Raw genomic sequence first — 23,972 nt, forward strand, 5'->3', positions numbered from 1 at the left:
GCACGACCCGCACATCATAATAAAACTAATAAACTCCGCCCATAGTATAGATTTTCAATATACATTCGCAGAGCTTTAAAAAATTTAAAAAATCAGCAAAATAGGTTATCGTATTCAACAGGCGAGATTGTTTTATTGCCGCAATTGGTGAAAGAGGAGTTATGAAAACAAAAATCTTTGGTTTTGCTTTACTGTTGAGTCTGGCTGGATTTTTAGGAGCTTGTGGCGAAAATCCCCCTGCTCCCGATGCTACTACCCCTGCTACTACTACTACCACCCCTGCTGAACCTACTGATTCAGGTACAACCCCACCTGCTACCCCTGCTACTACCCCTGCTACCACTCCAGCTTCTACCCCCGCTCCTACCACTCCCTAGAAGATAGTTCTGATTCTTCTATAAAAAGGTTTGTAACTAATCCTCATGAAACTCAATGAGGTCATTAGTTACAAGTGAAAATATCGATATAGCTGCGTTTTGCATCACATAAAGGCTCAAAGCTCAATTTAGCCTTGCCAGTAGTTGATTATTGGTAGAGCAGTAGGTAAAGGACACTGATGAAAATTTTGAATTTCTCACTTCAGTGTCCAAATCACTTAGAAAGCAAAAACTAAGTCCTGAGTCGGAAAGACCTAAAAATTACAGGGATTGTGGTTTGTTAATTTATAATTAAGTCAGATTATATAGTTATATTTATAGCATAAGACTAAGTATTTTTACTAGAAAATTAAAAGCGATCGCCATCTGTAGAAAGAATTGAAAGCTTGCTATTAGCCTCAAAGTGCGCCAAATTCATGAAGTGGATTAGGTTTTCCGTGATTAGCCTCAGTAGTAGTATTTTGGTGTGGTTATTGAGCCACATGGGAGCGACTGTGATGGCTTTACCGCCTGTAGAGGATATTCCCGAAGAAATACTACGCACAGAAATTATCATTGAAGCGCGATCGCCCATAGATGGGAAACCCTTAACAGCCGTTGAATACGCACAACTACAAGAACAACTGCGAGTCAGTCCCCCTCCCAAGTTAAGCAGTAAATTACGGCAAACAGTCTTCCTATTAAGGATACGCGGAGTTTTACTGCAACTTTTTCCTTTTTTAGATTTGTGAAGATTAATTATTAGAGAACAGGGAACAGGGAAGTTTTTACCCCATCCTCAATCCCAGAACAAGTAAAAAGTAAAAAACCAATTCGCAATTCGCAATTCGCAATAAAGTAAAGATTCTTTTGCCTTTTGCCTTCCACCTTCACCAATCCCCAGTCCCCAGTCCTGCGGTACAATGCAAAGAAATGTTTAAATTATGAGCTGCCGATCCCAATGATTTCATCTGAAGCGAACACAACATCTAGCGATAAAAGTTTAGAGGCCATGCGCCACTTTTCAGAACAATATGCCAAGCGTACAGGAACTTTCTTTTGTGCTGAACCTTCCGTGACTGCGGTGGTGATTGAAGGGTTAGCGAAACATAAAGATGACTTAGGTTCGCCTTTGTGTCCCTGTCGCCATTACGAAGATAAAGAAGCTGAAGTTAATGCTGCATATTGGAACTGTCCTTGTGTGCCAATGAGAGAACGCAAAGAGTGTCATTGTATGCTATTCCTGACACCAGATAATGAGTTTGCTGGACAAAGCCAAGAAATCTCTCTGGAAGCGATTAAAGAAGTGCGAGAAAGCATGGCATGAGTGAAACCATGCCTTTAGAATACTGGCAAGGTGTAGAACAATTTAACGCTGGACAGTTCTACGCCTGTCATGACACCCTAGAAGCTTTATGGATTGAAGCCACCGAACCGGAAAAAACCTTCTATCAAGGTATTCTGCAAATCGCTGTGGCTCTTTATCATATGGGAAATCGTAACTGGCGGGGTGCAGCTATTTTATTAGGGGAGGGTAGTAATCGCCTCAGACGTTACCCATCCGTTTACGGTGGGATTGATGTCGATGAATTACTGAGTCAAAGCGCGATTTTATTAAAAGCCATACAAGCGATCGCAGTTAATCCCAATAATAATGATAACCTTGACGAAAATATCGCCTTACCCATCCCCAAAATTATCCTGAATTATGATTAAAGCAAGGTGAAATACTGTCAAAAACAAGATAACGTCTTCCCTAGCGACTATCTCAAACACCTCTGGGGAGAAATTCACGCTTGTCCTTACTTTGCTATCAACAACCTCAACCGCGATTTTGTGGGTACTAAAGGATTTTCTGTGGTGTTTCAAAAATCCCACATCCCACAGGTAGAGACGCAATTTCCCTACTTTAAGCCTTACCTAGATTTAGCCCTCCGTCCTGACTGTAATGCTTTTTACCTCAATCCTTTACTGCTCAAAGAAGGCTCTCGTGTTGATCCGCATATCGATCGCTCTTTGCGTTCTTATTGTAAAACGGTTGAACCCCCCACTGTAGTCAGCGTTCTTTATGTACGCGTACCAACGGATATGGAAGGGGGAGAATTGGTACTCAAGTCCCACAAACGACTACTGGGACAAATTAAGCCGCAAATGAATAGCTTAGTTTACTTTCAAGGCGACTTAACACATTCTGTCAACGCCGTCAAAACTCCTGGAAATCGACTGAGTTTAGTTTGTGAACAGTATAGTTTGAGTGAGGCTGAACTCTCGGAAATACCAGAGTTTATAGTGGAGTCTAGGGTGGCGAGGAGAAATTGAGGGGACTGGGGACTGGGGACTGGGGACTGGGGATTGGGCATTGGGCATTGGAAAATAGGAATATAATTATTCTCCCCTAAACCCCTACACCCTTAAACCCTTGCACCCCACTAACGCACCATTTGTACTTCTTCTGCTACTCGTTTGAGGCGGCGTAGCTGTAATTGCATATCTTCTTTTGTCCACTTGGCGGCGAAGGTGTTAAATCCCCAACTAACTATGGGGTTGGGAATCTCAAATTCAAAGCGGTTGAGTAATAGTGTACCTGATGGTGTGGGTTGACATTCCCAGTGATCGCGCCCTTGGAAAAATCCCTGAAATTCCCACACCACTAAACCCGGTTGTCTCTCCACCACCACACTATTTAAGGTGGGTTGAATAATAGGAATTTGAATTAAAAAGCGGCTTTTACTGCCTACCTCTGTACTCCAAGTTTCACCCACAGGTTCACAACGCAGCACAGGATTGAGCCATCGGTGCATTAATTCTAAATCAGTCAAGCACCGTTCTACGGCGGTGGCTGTGGCGTTAATTTGTATTGATTGTTCTAGGAGTTGGGGCATTGGGAGACTGGGGATTGGGGATTGGGGACTGGGGACTGGGAAAGGCAAAAGGTAAAAGGTAAAAGTAAAAAGAAAAGAGTCTTTGGCTTGTTTCCTGTTCCCCGTTCCCTGTTCCCTGTTCCCTGCTGTATAAGTTTTACTGAAAAAAGTAAAAAAATACTCTACTGGTTCATGAAAAATGGATTCTTACTGCTAAATTAATACGCAAAACAATAGAACACAATAGGGAGCATCGTTTTTTGGCGAATTTACCGAGATGTCTTTACTAAGCCCCTTCGGGGCGGGAACAGGCAAGAGGGAACAGGGAACAGAAGAAAAAAGTAGCCCCGTTCGCGCAGCGTCTCGTTAGAGAAGCAAGGTTTTAAGCCGAGTGGAATTGTGGGCGAAATAATCCTTGTATCGCAAGGTAGGTTGAAACCCCAACGCCAGTTCTCTCAAGTCGGGAAACCCACCCACGCCACTCCCCTTTGTGGGTGGCTTAGTTTTCCCTGTTGCCCGTTGCCTGTTCCCTGTTCCCTTTCATCTGTAGAGTTTCTCGTCCAGGAGATTCTGAGTAATGATTGCAACACTTAATGTTGGCGATCGCTGGGAATAACTGGATTAATTCGCTATAAATAGTGATGTTTTTACACATGATGAATACTATTTTCTCAGGAATATTACAGACGAGTAGAGTAGATGTATCATTGAGGTGGACGCAACTACTAGCACAATCACCCAACTTACCTGTAGAGTCACCGGAGGTCAATCAAGGTCTGGCTGATTTACAAGGAATATTACAGCCAGTGCTGCAATTTATACCGAGATTGCTAGGGGCAACGGCAATTTTATTAGTCGGTTGGTTAGTTGCGGCCGGTGTGGCGGCTGTTGTACGTAAAATTCTGAACAATACCGATATTGATAATCGCATTGCGGCTGGAATTACGGGTCGTCAGGATGTACCTCAAGTTGAAAAATTTATTTCTGGCCTTGTTTTTTGGAGCATTATCCTTTTAACAGTTGTAGCTGTCTTACAAACATTAGGCTTAGAGGTAGCTTCTCGCCCACTCAATAGTTTTCTCGAAAAACTCATTGGGTTTTTACCCAAAGTAGTCGGTGCATCTGTACTTTTAGGTTTGGCTTGGGTTTTAGCGACTATCGTCAAGTTGGTGACAAGACGCGGACTGCAAGCATTGAAACTGGATGAACGTTTGCAGCAAGATGAATCAGATGGTAGTTTCAAGTTTCAGGGTTTGTCTTTAAGTGAAACTATCGGACAGGCTTTATATTGGTTTATCTTCCTCTTGTTTCTCGTTCCTGTTCTCGATACGTTGGGACTCAAGGAAGCATTACAGCCCATACAAGCTTTAATTACAGAAATTCTCTCAATTCTGCCGAATATCTTAGCAGCAACACTGATTGCTGGAGTTGGTTGGTTTTTAGCGAATGTAGTTAAGCAAATTGTCACTAACTTGCTAGCGACAACGGGAGTCGATCATTTAGGTAGTAGACTAGGGCTATCACCTGCGGCTGGGATGCAGTCTTTTTCAGCGATTACAGGGACAATAGTTTACATCTTGATTTTAATTCCTGTCGCGATCGCCTCTCTCAACGCCTTAAAAATTGAGGCGATCTCTGTACCTGCGATCGCCATGCTACAGCAGATTCTCAATGTTTTACCCGCCATCCTCACAGCGATCGCCATCTTGATTTTTGCCTACTTCCTGGGGCGGTTTGTAGCAGATATTGTCACCAGCATCCTCACAAGTTTAGGCTTCAATAATATTTTCGCCATTCTGGGTTTACCCGTACCCAAAGCCAAGCCTGTCACCGATGCAGATGATACACACATTCCCTCAGTAACGACACGTACCCCATCAGAAATTGCTGGGATTGTGGTGTTAGTCGGGATTTTATTATTTGCTACAGTAGCAGCCGTTAATATTCTCAATATTCCAGCACTAACGGTTTTAGTAACAGGTATTCTGGTAATTATTGGACGAATTTTAGCAGGCTTAGTAGTCTTCGCCATCGGCTTATTTTTAGCCAATCTCGCCTTTAACATCATTACCAGTTCTGGCAACCGTCAAGCCATGATTTTAGGTCAAGTAGCGCGGATTTCCATCATTACTTTAGTTTCCGCAATGGCATTACAACAGATTGGCATAGCCAGCGATATAGTCAATTTAGCATTCGGCTTATTACTAGGTGCGATCGCCGTTGCCATTGCCCTAGCCTTCGGCCTTGGCGGCAGAGATATCGCCCGTGAACAAATGCGAGAATGGGTAGAGTCTTTTAAGCAAAAGAGTTGATTTAGAAGAGGGGGTGTAATACCAATTCGCAATTCGCAATTCGCAATTCAGAAAGTCAGATACCATCTGAGTTTCAGGCTTTGCATCTGTTGCCTAATTGTGCAGAATTGGTATAAGGGCAATCAATTCAAAATTCAAAATTCAAAATTTAAAATCCAAAATCCAAAATTGAATTGCCCAGTCCCCAGTCCCCAGTCCCCAATCCCCAGTCCTTCAAAGCCCCAAATCTTCGGGAACACCCAACATAATATTGAGATTTTGGACGGCTGCACCGGATGCGCCTTTACCGAGATTATCGAGACGCGCTACTAATAAGGCTTCTTGGGTGGCATCATTGGCAAAGACGAATAACTGCACAATATTTGTGTCATTCATTGCCATTGCATCCAAGAAAGTACCGTCTCTGAGTAAACTTGTATCTTTAAAAGGTGCTACCTGGACAAACTTTTCACCAGCGTAGTATTGTGCGATCGCTTGATGAATTGTTTCACCTGATGGGGGATTAGCTAAAGTCCATAGAGGTAAAGGTATTTGAACTAACATCCCTTGGGCGAAATCTCCCACTGATGGGACAAATAACGGCGGTGATGCTAAACCAGAATGCTGGTGCATTTCCTTAACGTGTTTATGTCCGAACTGCAAACCATAAATACCGTAGGGATAAAGAGAATGTGCTGCCGTTTGCTGTTCATGAAAGGTATCGTATTTTTGGATGAGATTCTTACCGCCACCAGAGTAACCAGACACCGCATTAATGGTAATAGGGAAGGTGTGAGGAATAATCTCTTGAGCTATCAACGGACGAATGCAAGCTAAAAATCCTGTAGGATAACAGCCAGGATTACTCACAAACTGAGCATGAGCAATTTTTTCTCGTTGTTCTGGGTTCAGTTCTGGGAAACCATAAACCCAACCCGCAGCCGTGCGATAGGCGGTACTAGCATCGAGAATCTTCACCTGATCATTATCTACTAAACTGACAGCTTCACGGGCTGCATCATCAGGTAAACAGAGAATCAAAACATCAACTGCATTAATTAATTTTGCCCTTTCCGTCGCATCCTTGCGTTTAGATGGCTCAATACTAACTAATTCAATATCATCCCGTTGATTCAAACGCGAGTAAATCTGTAAGCCAGTAGTTCCTGATTCCCCATCAATAAAAATTTTCGGCTTATTCATACCTTAATTGTTAATTGTTGACTGTTGACTATTGACTGTTGACTATTGACTGTTGACTATTGACTGTTGACTATTGACTAATTTTTGAATTTTACCTTGTGCATCAATTCATCTTTAATGCGATTCAAAATTGATGCTTCATCTAGAGTAGACAAAATACGATTAATAACGGCTTTCGGCCCATCTGGCCCCCAGGTTGCGCCATTGGCTAAATACACCTTGGTAACTTGTCCAATCCCATAGGAAGAAACACCAGCTACCCCAGCTTGGGTTAAAGCCACGGAAATATAAGGGCCAAGGGCAAAACCGGCTGTGGCTGATGCAGAGATACCTAGTAAAGTTTTCAAGCCACTTAAACCCAAGTTGGCTAATAATTCACTAACTCCGATACCACCCATACTGATAGCGATTTTTTGTAATAACTGCACAGCCCCAGCTTCAGTCATAGGGATGCCGTAGAGTTTAGATAAACCTAAAATCAGAGCTATATCAATAACTATACTACTCAGTATATCTACTACTGTAACGGGATTGAGTGCGATCGCCACAGCTTTAGTCATGACTGCTTTCCAAATTAACTGATTGGCGTTCTGTTCCCGAATCAGCAATTTACGCTGCACTAGTTGCTCGTTCACTGTGTCAGCATAAAGCATGGTGTTGAGTGCGACTAAAGCTTTACCTTCACGCTGCAAAATCTCTAAGATTTTCAGCTTTAACTCTTCCACCTGCGCCGCACCAGGACGCATCTGTACACCCCTAGTCCCATCTGCACGCCGGACAGCAGTTTTTACCAATGGCGATGCAGCCGCCATGACGATTTCTAAAGGTGTGAGTAATTCCCGTACCCGATCATCTTTAATTTTCCGATAAATTGCCAAGCGATCGGCTTCAGGATATTGGTCTACTTTGTTAAATACTAAAATTATCGGTTTACCTGCTTCCCGCAATTGCGATAAAGCCACCTGCTCAACTTTAGTCATATCACCTGCAATCACAAACAGAATTAAATCAGCCTGTTTTGCTATTTGTTCCGCTAAAGCTGTGCGTGTTTCCCCATCAATTTCATCTAAGCCTGGGGTATCAATTAATTCCACTTGGGATTTACCAACACCTGGTAAAGTCACCCGTAAAGCACGTTCTGTTTCGCCAATAGCCTCTTCGCTAACACTCCAATTGACACTTTGAGCCGTACGAGTTACACCATGTAGGGGGCCAGTTTCAAACACTGATTGTCCCACTAAAGCATTTAACAGCGAAGATTTACCCCTTCCCACCATGCCAAAAGCTGCAATCTGGACTACCATACTGTCTAATTTTCCCAGCATAGTTTCCAAATCAGCAATTTCCGACTCTAAACCCGCTTTTTCCTGGGGACTGAGGTCAAGACTAGCCACTAGATTACGCAGTGCCGTTTGTGCTTGTTTATAGTTGAGTTCTGCTTGAATGTCTTCAAAGCTAAAAATGGCACTATCTAATTCTTCCTCCCAGTTGGATGAGTCATTATGATGCGGTTCGGGCAATGTGGATGTCACTTCGCTGCGCTCCGAATTTAAAATTTAACAGTCCTTTTTAATCGTAGTGTATGAAGGTAGAGGTGTAGGGGTATAGGGAAAATCTCAGAATCCTATAGGACTAATCTTTGATTTCTGAAATGTACATAGTTCGTAGGATGTGTTCGCGACAGCGTAACGCATCTACTGCAAAGTTTTCGGTGCGTTACGGCTTACGCCTAACACACCCTACACATACTACAAACCTTGTATTCAAAACACGCATATAACAATACCTCTCTGTAAGAGACTACAGGAGGGTACTGTTATGTGCATCTGCAAAAAAATAGTATTACTACACAAATTTAATTTGTGATGCCAGCAAAAGGACAACGACTAGTCGAGAGATTTACATCTGTTGTTTTTCTTTTCCAAGGTAGAAATCTGCTGATGAAGTTCCATAACTTTTGCCAGAGAGAAGATTTCTTCTTAGGTGCTAACTGCTGTGTTTGATCATTGTTGGGTAATTTTCCACCTGCTGTGAGTTTATCTAAGAACTTGGTATTGTCATAGTAATGTTCTAAGCAGAGAATTTTTAGGTCATCTCTGAGATGAACTACACTAGTACCAATAATTTCAATGGTTTCACCTGTTGGGGCATAGTTTTTATATGCACCTTTAAAAGTACCCCAGTGTCGCCATTTAAACACAACTCTTGGTGGCGTGGAATAAACTTCTATAACTTCCCATGCAAAACCATCAGGAAAAGCTGTATGAAAGAGATTAGTTGAAGTTTCAAAGTTTTCTTCACTGGCTTTGTAATGCTGGTTATCGCCGATTAATAGTTTATAAGTACCTGAATTAATCAAATCTGTAATTGTGTAACCATAACCGCCATTGGTACTCATGCGAAACTTGTCTTGGACGACAGTTAACCATTGAGATGGATTAGTTTTAAAGTTGGCCTCAATATCAAAGGCTCTGACCAAATTTTGAACTAATCTTTCTAGGGAGTTTTCGGGATGGTTTTGTATACTTTCTGCGGCTAGTTTTTCATCAGAACGGGTATAGTCTGGCTTTTGACCATAACGCCATTCTACATCGTTGCTATATTGCAACACAGTGTCTCTATCTTGTACCCAAAGATGAAGTTTACTAATGTCGATGGAATCCATAAATACCTACACGCAAAGGAACTAAGAAGTAACTGTAAATTAAGATTAATGGCAGAATTTTGCAGCGATCGCCCTCTTATTTAGCAGCAGCTTATACAGTTTTTCTGGTAGTTTTAATTAGTTACCATTTGTTAGCACCAAAGCTTGATTATTGCCCATGTCAGCATCTTCTATCATTATGCCAATCATAAATCAAGGATGTTCGTAAACAGAAAGATTGGGAATTTTAATATTTTATAAATAAAATTTCTCGCCAATTAGAGCATATATAAATCTAAAAAGAAGATACGTAATTATCAAAATAGCCGGAAAAAACTATCTCATGAATTATTGCTTACCTGGAATGCGTTTATTTAATCGGAAAATGGGTTTATTACGGGCAAAGATGCACTACGCCCCACCGTTGGCGATGCTCCGCGCACCTTTGGTGATCGCATTTTTGTTGGCTGGGTGTGAATCTATCGAAAAAAATTTACCCCCTCTGCCAACAATACCTATTCCCAACCAATCACCACAACCGTTACTTTCGCCTGAGTCTGTCACAACTTCCCAAATGGAAGCACAAATTCGCCAAGGGATTAACCAAGTCAGACAAAAAAATGGGCTTCAGCCACTCAAAGATAATCAAAAGTTAGCGCAAGTTGCCCGCAAATATAGCCGCCAAATGGCTGAACAAAACTTCTTTAGCCATACTGGTGCTGACGGTAGCACACCACAAGAAAGAGTCCTCAGAGGCGGGATTCTTTACTCAGCCGTGGGTGAGAACTTATTCACTAGTCAAAATGTACCTCGTCCAGTACCAGCAGCTATTGAAGGATGGATGAAAAGCCGAGGACACCGAGAAAATATTCTGCGTCCAGTATTTACGGAAACAGGTGTAGGAGTTTGGCGCGAAGGTAATACTTACTACGTTACTCAGTTATTCTTGCGCCCCTTTCCGTAAAAATGCCAGTAAAGTTTTTATGTTTTATGGTGATAGATGCGATCGCATATTGCCCAGATATCTCCAAGCTAAAATCAAAACGAACTAGAAACTATGTTGTTATGGTAGCAATCTCCTAACAACCGCAAAAAATGAGCGTCAATGATGGCGCAGATTTTACTGTGATGCGATCGCATATTGGGAAAATCCGCTTTTGTGCGATCACTCCTGAAAGTTGTGCGAAAATGCGATCGCACTTACGAAATAATGGACATTATAGCCGATGAGCTTTTATACACTTAATGGTAAAATTGCGTCTGTACTAAACTCCTAAGCTTTTTAACAAAAGCTTTAAGTGTTTATGCGAAAGTTCTATCTTTAGTGAACGGTTCGCGATTTTAATTAATCAGGGGTATTCAAAATGCTCAAGGTCAGCAATTTACCGATTCCGAATACTGACTCCGATCTAGACAAACTTTTTTCGCGCTATGGAAAAATTCAGATTATTACATTATTGAGGGAGCAGGAAAGTGCTTATGTGATACTAGATAATCATGAATATGAAAAGGATGCTATTGAAAAACTGAATGGATCATTATGGCATAAGCAGGAAGTTAAAGTTGAGAAAGTCCAAGACGAGCTGCTCAAAGAGCAATCGGAAGAGACGAACCCTTATGACCCCCCTAGAGGCAAATAGAAGTAGGGCGAACTTAACGATATATAGGACTCATATTTGATTTTTGAAAAGATAGGTAGTGGCGTAGCAAGCAAAAAAATTCTGCATTAGACGTAGGTTGGGTGGAGCGGAGCGCAACCCAACAGATATCAGGATGTTGGGTTACGCAAAGCCTTCACCCAACTTACAATTTTTTTGTAACATCTTAGCCTCGACACGCAACTGCATTACTTAATTTTGTTCAAAAATCAAATAGTAATCCTATATCAATTACATAATGTTTTTAAAGTATTTGTTTGAGTGTTCAAATAATTGCTGATCTGGTTGCATCCTTTTTCCAGCAACCCCTTCAAACTAAGAGCTGACACATCCCATAGCAAAACAAGTTTATCTGCACCAGCAGATGCCAACCATTTGCTATCGCTACTAAAACTCACAGTATGCACCGAACCTTGATGTCCACTCAGAGTTGTAATTAATGTTCCATCCCGTTGCCAAAGCTTTATTGTCTTATCACTACTAGCGGAGGCAATTATTTTTCCATTGGGACTAAAACTGATGTCAAGTACCGAACCTTGATGTCCACTCAGAGTTGTAATTAACCTTCCATCTCGTTGCCAAAGCTCTATTATCTTGTCACCAGCAGTGATGATTGTTTGTCCATCGGCACTAAAACCAACAGACCGAATTACACTTGTATGTGTTTCCCATCTTCTAAGTTCTTTACCTTCATGGCTCCACAATTTCACGGTCTTGTCATCGCCCGCCGTGGCAATTGTGTGTCCGTCAGAACTGAAAGCCACACTCAACACCCTATAGTTGCCTTTTTCTAAGGTTATAAGTTCTTTGCCATCTAAATTCCAAAGTTTCGCGGTTCTATCAGCACTGGCAGAAGCAAGGATTTGTTCGTCAGGACTGAAGCTAAGGGACAAGACAGACCCTTTGTGCTTTCCGAGTATTTTCGAGGGTTGTCCGTCACGCCAAAGCCTTATTGTGCCGTCATCATCACCACTAACAATAGTTTTTCCATCTCGACTGAAACTAACGGCATTGACCGCACTTTGATGCTTTATCGGGGTAGAAAGTAACTTACCGTCTTGACTCCAGATGCTCACCGTTCCATCAGAACTTGCACTTGCAATTCGTTTACGATCCTGGCTGAACTTTGCGCCAAGCATATCGTCTTGTCCAACCAAAAGAGTAAGCCCACTTCGATTTACCTGCCAAAGCTTCGTAATGCCATCTCTACCAGCAGTAGCAAGCACATTTCCATCTGGACTAAAAGCTACATTGGTAATTACTCCCTCATGACCTGCCCAAGTATCCAGTAATCTGCCATCTCGCGCCCAGAGTCTTACGGTTCCATCCGTACTAGCAGAAGCAATTGTTTGTGCATCTATACTCACACTAACGCTCCATACTGCTCCAGAATGCTTAAAAGTCCTTACAAACTCACCCTCTTGATTCCAAAGATTCACTGTTCCATCTGTACTACCAGTAACAAAAAAGCTACCGTCAGGGCTGAAATCTGCACTCGCAACAGCGTCAGAGTATTTGTCGAGAGTTTTTAGTAACTTGCCATCTTGGCTCCAGAGCTTTACCGTTTTGTCATCACTGACCGTGATAATGCGATCGCCTTTAGGACTAAAACTCACTTGCCTTACCAAACCCTGATGTTTCTCGAAAGTAAAGAGCAACTGACCATCCAATCGCCACAGTTTTACAGTTTTGTCAACACTAGCAGTAGCAATCGTCTTTCCATTAGGGCTAAAACTGACGCTCATAACCGGATCTTTGTGAGCTGGAATAAGTCGTATAAAATTACCGTTGTTGTCCCAAAGCCTGACTGTTCCATCCAGACCGCCAGAAGCAATCGTTTTTCTATCAGGACTAAAACGGACGCTCCTAACTTCTTGTGTATGTCCTTTCAAAATTTTAAATAAACTTCCATCCCGTCGCCATAACCTTACTGTGCGATCAGAACTGGCTGTAGCAAGCATTTGACCATCCGGGCTAAAGCTAACACTCTGAACACCGCTTGTATGTCCTTGCAAGCGGTTTTGCTCCCTCACCCAGTTCACGGACTGTGCCAAATTTGTCAGAACATCAGCCTCGACTTCTTGGTCGGTGATGCCTCCAGGGAATTGTTGTAAATGCTTCCCTGCTTTTAATACATCAATTAGCGCATCAAAAGAATTTCGATTCACCGTGAAATTAGTTTTTGAAGATTGGCTCAATGCCTGAATTTGCCCGATTTCTGCTTGTCTCCATTGATATCCAGCCAAAATCGCGAATCCAGCAAAGAATACAGATGTAATCGAAGTTACCACGATCTGACGCTTTCTAGCTTCTTTCTCTTGCTTTTTTTGCCGATCGCGCACTTCCACACTAGCTTGAATAAACTCTTGCTCGCCTGTGCTAATATCCTCTCGCCGCTGTTTTAGCTTTTCTTCCCCCTCTACCAACGCTGCACCCCGCAACAATGCCCCTTCATCCCGTTGCGTCTGTTCCCATTGATACATTGCAGAGCGCAAACGGTCTTGCCAAGCCCGAAAGCTACGGTCTGCATCCATCCATTGCCGAAGTTCGCCCCAATTACGGATTAACGCTTCATGAACAACTTCTACTGTCTCTTGGTTAGCAGAATTTTGACTGGTGACTACTAATCGATTATCCGCCAACTGTTTCACCAATCCCCAGCTGGCTTCACCCAATTCGGCTTTTGTCGCTAGTCGTCGCGTATCCTCCGTTCCTTCCCCTGGATGCACCAACTGAATAAAAATTCGCCGCACATGTTCTTTTTGAGTGGGACTCAACTTACCGTAATTCTCATCTGCATGACGAGCCAAGGCACCTTTTACCTCACCAATTTCCTCATAAGCTGTATGAGTTAACTGTTTACCCGTTCGCTGCTTCCACAACTGAGTTAATGCAAACTCCAAAAGAGGTAAATTTCCCGGTTCATCTTCCACATCATCCAAAATGCGTTCCACCAGTCCATCTTGAAATGTTACCCCCAATTTCTCAGCAGGCTTTGCAATCACCTGTGAAAGTTCATCACAGTTCATCGGTGGCAGCTTGATGTCAGCATTTTGCAACACATCTGCAAGCGGACGATAGGAGAGGAGATTTCCCAAGAAATCCGCCCGCATGGTTCCAACCAGCACAGTATTATTGTCAGGGTCAGATTGAAAGCAAGCTAATAACGTATCTAGGAAACTATGGCGAATTTTCTGATCTGCACACAAAGTATAAAGTTCTTCAAATTGGTCGGCAATCAACAACACTCGATGATTGGGATAATTCCGTTTAATTTTGGAGAAAACATCTTGCAGAGGAATAGAACCATTAGCAAAGTATTCAGCTAACTTACGAGCTTGAAACATTTGCTCAGTAGCATTTTTATCCGGCTCGTAAAGGGGAACCAGCGACTCAGCCAGAGCTTGGAATGGTTCTGAACCAGGACGGAAGTGAGTAAACTTCCAATAACCTTCTTTTTGTAACTTCGGCACCAATCCCGCCAACACCACCGAAGATTTTCCGCTTCCCGACGCACCCAACACAGGGATAAAATTACGGCTTTGAGTGGCAGCGAACAGTTCTTCTACAAATACCTCGCGTCCAAAGAAAAACTCCGCATCATCGGGGCCAAAGTGAAACAAACCGCGATAAGGACAGGGAAGACTTTCGTCAGCAGCGTCTGTAGAATCAGAAGGGACTAATCTTGCTTCTTCCCGATAGTAATAGTTAATTATCTGTACAGGAGCGTAAGTCAAATCGCCCCCAACACTAGTATCCTTTAAGAGATTTTCTTGTTCTTGAGATGGTTGATTTGGGAGTAACTCGTTCATGCTCCTGGTATCCTTAACAAAATTTAGGGGTTTAATCCCTGGCTTCTATCAAGCCGCAAGTGTTTTAGTGGGGATTTAGCCCATTGCGAATTGCGAATTGCGAATTGCGAATTGCGAATTGGTTTAACCTTGCTGAACTGGGGCGAAGTTTACATTGCCAGAGATCGTATTTCCACTCATTGTGTTGGTTTGAGTTTGATTGATTATTTGCTGTCCCCCAGGTTGTTCTTTCAGCTTGTCTAGTAACTCCTGAGCCACTTTAATGATTTCCTGGTCTTGATCTGCACCAGTTTTGGTAATTTTGTCTTTTAACAAACCTTCAGCTTGCTTAATTTCTTCTGGTTTAGCATCTACCATCGCTTGTCCCAGAACATCACCTTCCAATTTATTTTTAATCAAAGTCTTCAAACCCTGATAGGCATCTTTAACGGCTGTTCCTGCGGTTTCTTGAGTAGCTGCGATCGCACCAGCACCTAAAGCAGTAATAATCAAAGAAATAGGCTCCATAATTCACCCTTAGTTAATCGTTAATAATTGATAGCTGTGAAAATACTTAGCTTATGCGCTTATATTATCAGTAATTCTACTAGTTGTTATGCAATTAGCTGCTTGTTAACTTTGCTAAAACCCTTTACCATGAATCCACCATGCAGAGATACTTTGTACACACATCTTTCTCATGGGAGTTTCAATACGTCAAACCCACGTTAAACTACGAATATCAGCCCACTCTGACAGGAAAGCATTGTGAAAGCTAAATGGATTATCACAGCAGTTTCAGCAGCGTTGTTTTTTGGTGGTAGCCTGTTTACCTCACTGCGCGATCCTTGGTTTCAAAACTTACAACGTCCTGACTGGTTGACGTTTGAATTCATCATTCCGTTTGTTTGGACTTTGATTTGGGCTTGTCTGACTATCTCAGCAATTATTGTGTGGGAGAAAAAAACTAGACAAGGTTCTCGTCCTTGGTTGTTGATGGCTGTTTACGCATCAATAGCCCTCCTCACTTCCACCTACAGCCCTGTTGTAGTAGAACTGCGAAGCCTCACAGGCGGAATTATTCTCGGTGGACTAGCTACGCTTTTAGTATATATTTTAGCTTTTGTTGTCAGACCGATTTCTCAAAAGGCTGCTTGGCTATTTCTTCCCTACGCCCTTTGGGGGCCATTCGGGACTTATTTGACTTGGTTATTATTGCAACTCAATCCTGGCGTGGCTGGATAAATCAACAGTCAGTAGGGGCGGGTTTTGGTAGATATTTACGTTTAAAAACAGATATTTTGTTTAAACCCGCCCCTAAAACAGTCAAAAATCAACTTATTTCATATCGTAACCAAACAAATTTGGGTCAACTTCTCCTAACTGTAAATCCGCTAAACCATACTCAGCCCAGCGTCTATCTACCATTGCGGCTACATCTAGATCAGATTCTAAAGGTGCGCCCCATTCATGGTCTGTTTCTGGGGGAATTTTGGTAGTTGCATCAATTCCCATACGTCCACCTAAACCGATTTTCTCACTGGCGAAATCTAAGGTGTCAAAGGGGGTATTGGGGAGAATAAACACATCTCGCGTGGGGTCAACTTTGGAACTAATCGCCCATACTACTTGACGCGGGTCACGAATGTTAATGTCTTTATCAACGACAATCACAAATTTGGTATATGTAAATTGGGGTAAAGCACTCCAAAAGGCCAAGGCGGCGCGTCTTGCTTGTCCTGGGTAGGCTTTATCAATGGAAATAATGGCGGCTTTATAACTCAAAGCTTCCATGGGTAGGAAGAAATCCACGATTTCTGAGACTTGTTGCCGCAAAATAGGAGTATAGATCCGATTGAGAGCGATCGCCATCATGGCTTCTTCTTTGGGGGGACGACCGCTAAATGTGGTCAGATAAATCGGGTCTTTGCGGTGTGTCATGCACTGAAAGCGAATCAAGGGGGAATCTTCTACGCCGCCGTAATACCCCATGTGGTCGCCAAAGGGGCCATCTGGTAATACTTCCCCTGGTGTAATTGTCCCTTCTAAGACAAACTCGGAATCGGCGGGAACTTCTAAATCTACAGTTTTACACTTCGCCAGATTTACACCAGAACCACCATAAAGTCCCGCAAATAACCATTCTGATAAATCTACAGGGATGGGTGTAGCCGCAGCCATGATAATTAGAGGATCTACACCTAATGCGATCGCTATTTCTAATTTTTTACCTTTTTCGGCAGCTTTGCGTAAATGTCTTGCCCCACCCCGCACTGATAGCCAGTGAACGGTCATGGTATTTTTAGATTGCAGTTGTAAACGATACACGCCGACGTTTGGCGTACCTGTCTCACAATCCTTAGTAATTACTAGTCCGAGCGTGATAATCTTACCTGCATCACCAGGGTAAGGACGTATTAAAGGTAACGTGTTTAAGTCTAAATCATCCCCTTCAATCACTACCTGCTGACAGGCGGGGAAAAAGTCTCTTCCTGGTTTAGCTTTGACTACATCAAACAGCACTTTCCCAAAGTCTATGGCTTGGGAAATCTTTTTTGGTGGCTTTGGTTGTTGCAGCAGACTCAGCTTTTTACCCAGAGTTTCTAATTCTTGGGGATGCTGCATATTCATCGCCCAGCATATCCTTTCTACAGTTCCCATTAAGTTGACTGCTACGGGGAAGGATGCACCTTTGACGTTTTCAAATAACAAGCCAGGGCCACCTTGTTGTAGCATCCGGTTGGAAATTTCTGCTATTTCTAAGTCTGGGTCAACTAGGGCAGAAATACGCCTTAATTGTCCTCTTTCTTCTAGAATTTTAATAAATCCCCGTAAGTCTCTGGCCATGGTTTTGTTTAAGCTAATGTTTAAGAAATGTGAAGCGTCTTCTTATATTATTAGCTGGAAAGGGAACAGGGAACAGGGAACAGTAAACAGAGAAGAAAGATGGCTTACCTACGCAGTGGTGTGATAGACGAGTTTCCAGCTTACTCCTACTAGGATGGTGTAAATTACTAGTCTGAGGGTTTTTTGGGGCATCATTTGACAGAGTTTAGCACCAACTATGACTCCTGGAACTGTGCCGCACCAGATGGGGAAGACTAAACCCCAGTCAACTGTACCTAGAAAGATATGTCCTAATGATGTGAATAGGAGTAGGATGGCGGCTTGTGCTAAGTCTGTACCTACTAGTTGGCGGGAGTCTAAGCAGAAGAAGGTAATTAGGACGATCGCAAACATTGAACCTGATGATACGCTGGTCATTCCCACCATGCAGCCTAAAATTGCTCCCACTACTAAGCTTTGGATTTTACCACCTGGGGTATTTAAGTCAAATTTTGATATTTCCGGTAACTTGACATCGGGGAAGAAGGCTTTTAAGAAAATCTGCACTAGTCCAATGATGGCGACGAAAAGAATCATTACGCCAATTGCTCTGAGTAAAATATCATCGAGGTTGAGTGTTTGAGTCTGTTTAATCAGGTAAAGAATTCCTACACCCAAAAGAGAACCAGGGACGCTTCCCAAGGCTAGCCATTTGACAACATCTACATCTAAAGTCTTTTGCTGCCAATGTTTCCAGCCACCGATAAATTTCATCAGAGTGGCGGCGACTACATCCGAACTAACTGCAATAGACGGGGGAACTTGAAAAACGAAGATTAACATCGGGGTGATGAGAGACGCGCCACCAATCCCTGTTAAACCAACGATGATGCCAATAACAAAACTCAAAAAAGGTAGTAGTAAATAGTCCATGATTATTGAAGAGGAATTGGGTACTGGGGATTGGGGATTGGGGACTTGTACTGAGCTTGTCGAAGTATTGGGGATTGGGGATTGGGGATTAGGTGAAATTTTGATTTTTATCTGTTGGTACTGTCATTTTTAATTTTTAATTTTTAATTTTGAATTGCTATGACTTCCTAATCCCGATGTCCCGAAGTTACTAAGTTTCAAGCCACTTGGGGATGAATATTCATCCCGAAAAAAAACCCCGACTAACTACCGGGGAATAAGTCTGGAGTGTCTAGAATCTTGAATTGGATGAGTGCCAGAATGACTAGGGTGTAGACAGTGGATGAAGCTAAACCCATTAATAGTTCTTTTTTGAGGTTGCGTTCTTGGGGTTGATTTTGAAACACATCTACAACTCCCGCCTGCATTAAGAGAATCCCGGCGACATTCGATAGCCAATACCCCGCGATCGCACAGGGAATTAACAAATCTTTATTTAACAAACTGCACAAATACCCAAAACCATAGGCTACAGGCAAATTAAAAAATAGATCATTCCACCAAGATAGAGGTGACAACATATACCCCAGCACAAAGAAAAAACCACCTCTGATTTTCTTCAAAATGCTTCTAAAATTAACGCTTCCAGTGATTGTATCTGATGATTCCTGGGATATGTTTATTGTGTTTTCGTTTAATTCATCACTAAAATTTTGCGTATTTTCCATAAAAGTACCTTTTCTCTATCTACTTACCGTAGTTTAATATAAAAAGACATAAAAATCTATCAAGAAATACACATTCGTAAAATCAAAACTGTATTTCAAATCACGATTAAGAGTTTTAGGTAAAAAATATTACTAGTTAGATAGTTATTTATAGTATATAAATAATAAATTCAGGGTAATTTATGCGGTTATTACTAAATGTAAATGTTTATTTTATACATGAGTGCTGATTGTTGAGTAGGGACTTCCAGATAAAAATATCCAAACTGTAGGGTGCGTCAGTATGAATAATCTCTTGGTGTAGTTAGGTTTTCTTGTACTGACGCACCCTACTAAGCTATTGACTGTTGACTGTTGACTATTGACTGTTGACTATTGACTATTGACTATTGACTATTGACTATTGACTATTGACTATTGACTATTGACTATTGACTATTGACTATTGACTATTGACTATTGACTGTTGACTATTGACTAAGAATTTCCTCAAAAGCCTTAGAAAGCTTAGTTTGAAAACGTTGGCGATGCTTGAGTTTCAAAAAGGCGCGGACGATTTGCAAGTATTGAGGCTGGCGTGGGTTAGGTTGAGAGTAGTTATCAATCACCTGAATAGACCTTAAAGTACCCAATTGCAATTCCTTCTTCACCATTAATTCGGAAATTGCTGCTGCACCAATGCCATTTTCTACTACGGCTTTTACCATTTCCCCACTATTCAAAATGGAAATGACATCTAATTGCAGAGGATGGATATCCCAACTTTGCAAGGCTTGCTCAAATTGTTGTTGAGTTCCAGAACCGGCTTCGCGCATTATCCAACCGGTTTTGCATAAGTCAGATAGGGTCACTTCTGGATGGTCATACCAAGGATGATACTGACCAACTACAATTAATAAGCGATCGCCTCCCACTATCTCTTCTTCTAATACATTCTTGAGTGATGGCTTCACCTCTCCTTCCACTAAGCCTAAATCAAACTTACCTGTAGCAGTCCCAGCGCAGATTGTCTCTGCATTGGCGAGGGTGCAATTAATTGCTATGCGGGGGTATTTGTGTTGAAATTTGGTAATTTTCTCTGGTAGCCAATAATTACCGATTGTCAGACTCGAACCTAAATTGAGTTCTCCTCGTTGTAAATCATTCAATTCTCTAAGGGAGCGTTCTGTCAACGCCACTTGATCCATAATTTTTTGAGCTTCTACTTGCAGTAGCTTACCAGATTCAGCAATCTCGATATGGCGGCCAATCCGATGGAACAATCTCACACCATACTCTTCTTCTAAACTTTGGATGGCTGCACTCACAGCAGGTTGTGTAATGTAGAGTTCCTCTGCTGCACGAGTAAAGTGTAAATGTTCGGCGACAGCTAAAAAAATCCGTAACTGATCAAGCGTCATTCCTGCCATTCATATACCCAAAAAACACTCCCAACACCCGCATTGAATTTTACTCAGTAAATGCTAAAAAAGATGTTTTGACGAATACGAAAAAATCGTATTTGCGGATACAATTTTTTCGTATAGAAGCCAGTCAAAATACTAGAAATCCTTACAAATTACTAGTCTCCAGTCCCCAATCCCCAGTCCCTATTAATAACTTCTATTTATCGAAATCACAAAAAATAGTATTTGATTCTCTAACTTAGGGGGGATAAATTAACACCTAGTCTTCAATAACAAGTGTTTACTCTGGTAAAGGCTGTAACTCTTCACCGAAAGAATTAAGCAGTTGGGTAAAAGGATATGGTGTATGACAGCTGAAATCGAACTGACTCAAAGCGTTCATGGTTTAAAAAAAGAGTGTCTATCCTACGGTGAAGTTTTAGCGCAATCTATAGCAGTGATTGCACCTACAACTACACCAGCAGCGAATTTAGGATTGATTTACGCCTCTGCTGGTAACGGCACATGGTTGAGTTTTTTGATTGGTATGATGGGTTTGATGTTTGTAGCTGTCAACATCAATCAATTTGCACGCCGTTCAGCTTCTCCTGGTTCTTTATATTCCTACATCGTTAAAGGACTAGGTGTCACATCTGGGGTTTTGTCAGCCTGGGGTTTGGTTCTGGCTTACCTGTTTACGGGAATGTCCACATTATGTGGCTTTGCAATTTTTGGTCAGTCTTTGTTAACTCACATCGGGATTCATACCCATGTCCTAACGTTATTTGCTTTAGGAACAGTTTTGGCTTGGTATGTGGCTTATAAAGACATCCAACTATCAGCCAAGATGATGCTGTTATTAGAGGCCTTTTCCATAGGCTTAATTCTGGTGTTGGGATTGATTATTTGGTTGCAAAAAGGCTTTGCTATTGATATTTCCCAACTGACACTACAAGGAGCAACACCCGGAGGAGTATCATTAGGAGTAGTTTTAGTTGTATTTGGTTTTTCTGGCTTTGAAAGCGCGACTTCCTTGGGAGATGAAGCCAAAAAACCCTTGAAAAATATTCCCAAATCGGTGATGCAAAGTGCGATTTGGACGGGTGTGTTTTTTATGATCATGGCTTATATCGAAGTCTTAGGTTTTAGAGGTAGTGCTGTAGACTTAGCCAAAACTGAAGAGCCACTTTCATTTTTAGCAGAACAAGCAGGTGTAGGATTCTTAGGCACATTAATTAGTGTAGGCGCGCTGTTATCATTCTTCGCTTGCGTTCTAGCCTGTATTAATCCTGCTGCTAGGGTGTTATTTATGATGGCGCGTCACGGGTTGTTTCATACTTCTTTAGGGAAAGCACACGGCGCAAATTTAACTCCCCATACAGCGATCGCGTTATGTTCTCTCATCACATTTATCATACCCGCAACCTTGAATTTATTAGGCATTAAACCGTTTGTGATTCTCGGTTATACCGGCACAATTTGCACCTATGGCTTCTTACTCGTCTATATCTTAGTTTCCATCGCTGCACCTGTATATCTGCACAGACTAGGAAAACTGCGATCGCTAGATTTAGCTTTCTCAGTTCTAGCCGTATTATTCATGATGATCCCAATCATCGGGACATTAGGAATCCCAGGAAGTGATTTATTTCCTGTTCCCCCTGCTCCCTACAACATCTTTCCTTACCTATTTTTGCTCTATCTCTTAGCTGGCTTTGGCTGGTTTATGATCCAACGCCTACGCTATCCCAAAATGGTCAAGAAATTAGAGCATTCCATTGATGCGATTCACGCGAGTTTTAGTGATGTTGAATAAATGGGGCATTAGTCATTAGTCATTAGTCATTAGCCATTAGTTGTTTTTCCTCTGCTCCCCCTACACCCCCACACCCCTACACCCCTAAATCTATGAGCAATTTCGTCACTGCCATTCCCTCTGGGATTACGGCTTTTACTGCAACTAACCTTGATGATTTGGTGATGCTGACACTATTTTTTTCACAAGTCAGTGCAACTTTCCGTCGTCGCCATATTGTTTTCGGACAATATTTAGGTTTTACGGCGTTGGTAATTGCTAGCCTTCCGGGTTTTTTTGGTGGCATGGTTTTACCAAGGCATTGGATTGGATTATTGGGACTTGTACCAATTGCTATTGGTTTGAGTCGCTGGCTTAACCCTAGCAATGATGAATCAGAGGAGAATCAGGAAGATAAATCTGAGTCTGAACAATTACCATTTGCCAGTTTTTTATCTCCCCAGACTTATAGTGTGGCAGCAATCACCATCGCTAACGGTAGTGATAACCTTGGTATATATGTACCATTGTTTGCCAGCCATAATTTAGGAGGTTTGCTGGTGATTCTCGGCGTGTTCTTCTCGTTGATTGGGATTTGGTGCTATGCCAGTTATATGCTAACCCGCCAAAAAGCGATCGCTGAACTACTAACTCGTTATGGTAATTATTTAGTGCCTTTTGTTTTGGTCGGGTTGGGTGTATTTATTATCTTAGATAGTCAAGCTTTATCACCGTTGGCTTTAGCTGCTTGTTGTTTGTGTTTGATAGGCCTGGTGAAAAAACCCCGACTCTCGCCGGAAGTAGAAAATAATTGACGAGGTGAAAAATATTGTCATGGGTAGTATTGTCAAAGCGATCGTCTCTGGAATTGTATCCTTTGCTGCTACCAACCTCGATGACATCATTATTTTGATGGTCTTTTTTTCTCAAGTCAATGCTAACTTCCGCCGCAGACATATCATTATTGGTCAGTATCTAGGCTTTAGTGCTGTGATTCTTGCTAGTCTCCCTGGTTTTTTTGGTGGTTTAATTATCCCCGCAGCTTGGATTGGTCTTTTAGGTTTCATTCCCATAGTTATAGGTATTAGCCGTTTAATTAATTTAAATCGGGATGAAAATGAAGTCCAGACAGTCTCAGAGGAATTCAACTCCTCACCTGGAAGATTTGCGGGTGTACTTGCTCCCCAAACTTATCAAGTAGCGGTAGTAACTTTTGCTAATGGCGGTGACAATATAGGTATTTATGTGCCGTTATTTGCTAGCAGTAATATCGTCAGTTTAAGTATTATTCTGAGTGTTTTTGTTATCTTAGTTAGTGTTTGGTGTTACGTAGCTTATCAGTTAACTTTACATCCCATAGTAGCCAGATTTTTAACTCGTTATGGTCATGCGATCGTGCCTTTCATTTTAATTGGATTGGGAATTTATATCTTAATAGATAGCGGTAGTTATCGTTTAATTAACATCGATTTTTAGCTTAATATTTATCTGAAAACCAGTGTAAAAAATATTGCAATTAATA

General features: G+C 41.9%; 23 protein-coding genes. 13 read left to right on the forward strand and 10 right to left on the reverse strand.

Annotation, left to right across the window (positions count from 1 at the left end; genetic code table 11):
* The first annotated feature begins 161 nt into the window (after positions 1-161).
* From ACQFX9_RS29005 to ACQFX9_RS29025, 5 genes are all read left to right on the forward strand, one after another.
* Entirely contained in the window at positions 162-377 is a 216-nt protein-coding gene (locus tag ACQFX9_RS29005; RefSeq protein ID WP_427159963.1) for a hypothetical protein, read from the forward strand.
* Positions 378-793: 416 nt separating this feature from the next.
* The gene (locus ACQFX9_RS29010; protein ID WP_427159964.1) at positions 794-1,108 is read left to right on the forward strand and encodes a hypothetical protein; all 315 of its coding nucleotides are present in this window, start codon (positions 794-796) and stop codon (positions 1,106-1,108) included.
* Positions 1,109-1,317: 209 nt separating this feature from the next.
* The gene (locus ACQFX9_RS29015; RefSeq protein WP_427159965.1) at positions 1,318-1,683 is read left to right on the forward strand and encodes a ferredoxin thioredoxin reductase catalytic beta subunit; all 366 of its coding nucleotides are present in this window, start codon (positions 1,318-1,320) and stop codon (positions 1,681-1,683) included.
* Positions 1,680-2,072, forward strand: a complete 393-nt coding sequence (locus ACQFX9_RS29020; RefSeq protein ID WP_427159966.1) for a DUF309 domain-containing protein — start codon at positions 1,680-1,682, stop codon at positions 2,070-2,072. Before ACQFX9_RS29015 ends, ACQFX9_RS29020 begins: the two co-directional genes overlap by 4 nt.
* A gap of 6 nt (positions 2,073-2,078) precedes the next feature.
* Positions 2,079-2,675, forward strand: a complete 597-nt coding sequence (locus tag ACQFX9_RS29025; RefSeq protein WP_427159967.1) for a 2OG-Fe(II) oxygenase — start codon at positions 2,079-2,081, stop codon at positions 2,673-2,675.
* Between the two features lie 110 nt (positions 2,676-2,785).
* Here the strand turns inward: ACQFX9_RS29025 and ACQFX9_RS29030 are convergent, their stop codons facing one another.
* Positions 2,786-3,238: an SRPBCC family protein gene (locus ACQFX9_RS29030; RefSeq protein WP_427159968.1), complete on the reverse strand. Its 453-nt coding sequence runs from the start codon at positions 3,236-3,238 to the stop codon at positions 2,786-2,788.
* Between the two features lie 635 nt (positions 3,239-3,873).
* Between ACQFX9_RS29030 and ACQFX9_RS29035 the strand changes: the two genes are divergently transcribed.
* On the forward strand, positions 3,874-5,529 hold the full coding sequence (locus ACQFX9_RS29035; RefSeq protein ID WP_427163029.1) for a mechanosensitive ion channel: 1,656 nt from the start codon (positions 3,874-3,876) through the stop codon (positions 5,527-5,529).
* Between the two features lie 213 nt (positions 5,530-5,742).
* Here the strand turns inward: ACQFX9_RS29035 and argC are convergent, their stop codons facing one another.
* The 3 genes from argC to ACQFX9_RS29050 form a co-directional block, all read right to left on the reverse strand.
* Positions 5,743-6,711 (reverse strand): N-acetyl-gamma-glutamyl-phosphate reductase, encoded by a 969-nt coding sequence (argC, locus tag ACQFX9_RS29040; RefSeq protein ID WP_427159969.1) that lies wholly within the window; start codon positions 6,709-6,711, stop codon positions 5,743-5,745.
* 77 nt (positions 6,712-6,788) lie between these two features.
* Complete coding sequence (locus tag ACQFX9_RS29045) at positions 6,789-8,243, reverse strand: GTP-binding protein (RefSeq protein ID WP_427159970.1); 1,455 nt, start codon at positions 8,241-8,243, stop codon at positions 6,789-6,791.
* A 323-nt stretch (positions 8,244-8,566) separates the two neighbouring features.
* Positions 8,567-9,376: an ester cyclase gene (locus ACQFX9_RS29050; protein WP_427159971.1), complete on the reverse strand. Its 810-nt coding sequence runs from the start codon at positions 9,374-9,376 to the stop codon at positions 8,567-8,569.
* A gap of 409 nt (positions 9,377-9,785) precedes the next feature.
* On the opposite strand from ACQFX9_RS29050, the gene ACQFX9_RS29055 reads away from it, so the two are divergent.
* The 3 genes from ACQFX9_RS29055 (at position 9,786) to ACQFX9_RS29065 (ending at position 10,995) form a co-directional block, all read left to right on the forward strand.
* Entirely contained in the window at positions 9,786-10,319 is a 534-nt protein-coding gene (locus ACQFX9_RS29055) for a CAP domain-containing protein (RefSeq protein ID WP_427163030.1), read from the forward strand.
* Between the two features lie 131 nt (positions 10,320-10,450).
* The gene (locus ACQFX9_RS29060; RefSeq protein WP_427159972.1) at positions 10,451-10,585 is read left to right on the forward strand and encodes a hypothetical protein; all 135 of its coding nucleotides are present in this window, start codon (positions 10,451-10,453) and stop codon (positions 10,583-10,585) included.
* Between the two features lie 134 nt (positions 10,586-10,719).
* A complete protein-coding gene (locus ACQFX9_RS29065; RefSeq protein WP_427159973.1) occupies positions 10,720-10,995 on the forward strand; it encodes an RNA recognition motif domain-containing protein in 276 nt (91 codons plus the stop codon).
* A 245-nt stretch (positions 10,996-11,240) separates the two neighbouring features.
* Here ACQFX9_RS29065 and ACQFX9_RS29070 read toward each other — a convergent pair whose 3' ends face one another.
* Together ACQFX9_RS29070 and ACQFX9_RS29075 are read right to left on the reverse strand one after the other, a co-directional pair.
* A complete protein-coding gene (locus ACQFX9_RS29070) occupies positions 11,241-14,825 on the reverse strand; it encodes a WD40 repeat domain-containing protein (protein WP_427159974.1) in 3,585 nt (1,194 codons plus the stop codon).
* A 123-nt stretch (positions 14,826-14,948) separates the two neighbouring features.
* Positions 14,949-15,332 (reverse strand): hypothetical protein, encoded by a 384-nt coding sequence (locus ACQFX9_RS29075; protein ID WP_427159975.1) that lies wholly within the window; start codon positions 15,330-15,332, stop codon positions 14,949-14,951.
* A gap of 240 nt (positions 15,333-15,572) precedes the next feature.
* Here ACQFX9_RS29075 and ACQFX9_RS29080 point away from each other — a divergent pair, with 240 nt between their 5' ends.
* Complete coding sequence (locus ACQFX9_RS29080; RefSeq protein WP_427159976.1) at positions 15,573-16,049, forward strand: TspO/MBR family protein; 477 nt, start codon at positions 15,573-15,575, stop codon at positions 16,047-16,049.
* A 93-nt stretch (positions 16,050-16,142) separates the two neighbouring features.
* On the opposite strand, the gene ACQFX9_RS29085 is transcribed toward ACQFX9_RS29080, so the two are convergent.
* From ACQFX9_RS29085 to ACQFX9_RS29100, 4 genes are all read right to left on the reverse strand, one after another.
* On the reverse strand, positions 16,143-17,651 hold the full coding sequence (locus tag ACQFX9_RS29085) for a UbiD family decarboxylase (RefSeq protein WP_427159977.1): 1,509 nt from the start codon (positions 17,649-17,651) through the stop codon (positions 16,143-16,145).
* 108 nt (positions 17,652-17,759) lie between these two features.
* On the reverse strand, positions 17,760-18,563 hold the full coding sequence (locus ACQFX9_RS29090; RefSeq protein WP_427159978.1) for a sulfite exporter TauE/SafE family protein: 804 nt from the start codon (positions 18,561-18,563) through the stop codon (positions 17,760-17,762).
* A 242-nt stretch (positions 18,564-18,805) separates the two neighbouring features.
* A complete protein-coding gene (locus ACQFX9_RS29095; RefSeq protein ID WP_427159979.1) occupies positions 18,806-19,270 on the reverse strand; it encodes a hypothetical protein in 465 nt (154 codons plus the stop codon).
* 470 nt (positions 19,271-19,740) lie between these two features.
* Positions 19,741-20,679, reverse strand: a complete 939-nt coding sequence (locus ACQFX9_RS29100) for a LysR substrate-binding domain-containing protein (protein WP_427159980.1) — start codon at positions 20,677-20,679, stop codon at positions 19,741-19,743.
* A 343-nt stretch (positions 20,680-21,022) separates the two neighbouring features.
* On the opposite strand from ACQFX9_RS29100, the gene ACQFX9_RS29105 reads away from it, so the two are divergent.
* From ACQFX9_RS29105 to ACQFX9_RS29115, 3 genes are all read left to right on the forward strand, one after another.
* Positions 21,023-22,471, forward strand: coding sequence for an APC family permease (locus ACQFX9_RS29105; protein ID WP_427159981.1), 1,449 nt, complete (start codon positions 21,023-21,025; stop codon positions 22,469-22,471).
* Between the two features lie 92 nt (positions 22,472-22,563).
* Positions 22,564-23,265, forward strand: a complete 702-nt coding sequence (locus tag ACQFX9_RS29110; protein WP_427159982.1) for a cadmium resistance transporter — start codon at positions 22,564-22,566, stop codon at positions 23,263-23,265.
* 4 nt (positions 23,266-23,269) lie between these two features.
* Positions 23,270-23,926 (forward strand): cadmium resistance transporter, encoded by a 657-nt coding sequence (locus ACQFX9_RS29115; RefSeq protein ID WP_427159983.1) that lies wholly within the window; start codon positions 23,270-23,272, stop codon positions 23,924-23,926.
* The last annotated feature ends 46 nt before the right edge of the window (positions 23,927-23,972 follow it).

Source organism: Aliinostoc sp. HNIBRCY26 (genome assembly GCF_050235535.1).
Lineage (GTDB): Bacteria > Cyanobacteriota > Cyanobacteriia > Cyanobacteriales > Nostocaceae > Trichormus.

Bases quoted from the DNA above. Each gene is read 5' to 3' on its own strand.
- ACQFX9_RS29005 (WP_427159963.1), top strand. From the start codon at position 162: ATGAAAACAAAAATCTTTGGTTTTGCTTTACTGTTGAGTCTGGCTGGA.
- ACQFX9_RS29010 (WP_427159964.1), top strand. From the start codon at position 794: ATGAAGTGGATTAGGTTTTCCGTGATTAGCCTCAGTAGTAGTATTTTG.
- ACQFX9_RS29015 (WP_427159965.1), top strand. From the start codon at position 1,318: ATGATTTCATCTGAAGCGAACACAACATCTAGCGATAAAAGTTTAGAG.
- ACQFX9_RS29020 (WP_427159966.1), top strand. From the start codon at position 1,680: ATGAGTGAAACCATGCCTTTAGAATACTGGCAAGGTGTAGAACAATTT.
- ACQFX9_RS29030 (WP_427159968.1), bottom strand. From the start codon at position 3,238: ATGCCCCAACTCCTAGAACAATCAATACAAATTAACGCCACAGCCACC.
- ACQFX9_RS29035 (WP_427163029.1), top strand. From the start codon at position 3,874: ATGAATACTATTTTCTCAGGAATATTACAGACGAGTAGAGTAGATGTA.
- argC (WP_427159969.1), bottom strand. From the start codon at position 6,711: ATGAATAAGCCGAAAATTTTTATTGATGGGGAATCAGGAACTACTGGC.
- ACQFX9_RS29050 (WP_427159971.1), bottom strand. From the start codon at position 9,376: ATGGATTCCATCGACATTAGTAAACTTCATCTTTGGGTACAAGATAGA.
- ACQFX9_RS29055 (WP_427163030.1), top strand. From the start codon at position 9,786: ATGCTCCGCGCACCTTTGGTGATCGCATTTTTGTTGGCTGGGTGTGAA.
- ACQFX9_RS29060 (WP_427159972.1), top strand. From the start codon at position 10,451: ATGAGCGTCAATGATGGCGCAGATTTTACTGTGATGCGATCGCATATT.
- ACQFX9_RS29065 (WP_427159973.1), top strand. From the start codon at position 10,720: ATGCTCAAGGTCAGCAATTTACCGATTCCGAATACTGACTCCGATCTA.
- ACQFX9_RS29070 (WP_427159974.1), bottom strand. From the start codon at position 14,825: ATGAACGAGTTACTCCCAAATCAACCATCTCAAGAACAAGAAAATCTC.
- ACQFX9_RS29075 (WP_427159975.1), bottom strand. From the start codon at position 15,332: ATGGAGCCTATTTCTTTGATTATTACTGCTTTAGGTGCTGGTGCGATC.
- ACQFX9_RS29085 (WP_427159977.1), bottom strand. From the start codon at position 17,651: ATGGCCAGAGACTTACGGGGATTTATTAAAATTCTAGAAGAAAGAGGA.
- ACQFX9_RS29090 (WP_427159978.1), bottom strand. From the start codon at position 18,563: ATGGACTATTTACTACTACCTTTTTTGAGTTTTGTTATTGGCATCATC.
- ACQFX9_RS29095 (WP_427159979.1), bottom strand. From the start codon at position 19,270: ATGGAAAATACGCAAAATTTTAGTGATGAATTAAACGAAAACACAATA.
- ACQFX9_RS29100 (WP_427159980.1), bottom strand. From the start codon at position 20,679: ATGGCAGGAATGACGCTTGATCAGTTACGGATTTTTTTAGCTGTCGCC.
- ACQFX9_RS29105 (WP_427159981.1), top strand. From the start codon at position 21,023: ATGACAGCTGAAATCGAACTGACTCAAAGCGTTCATGGTTTAAAAAAA.
- ACQFX9_RS29110 (WP_427159982.1), top strand. From the start codon at position 22,564: ATGAGCAATTTCGTCACTGCCATTCCCTCTGGGATTACGGCTTTTACT.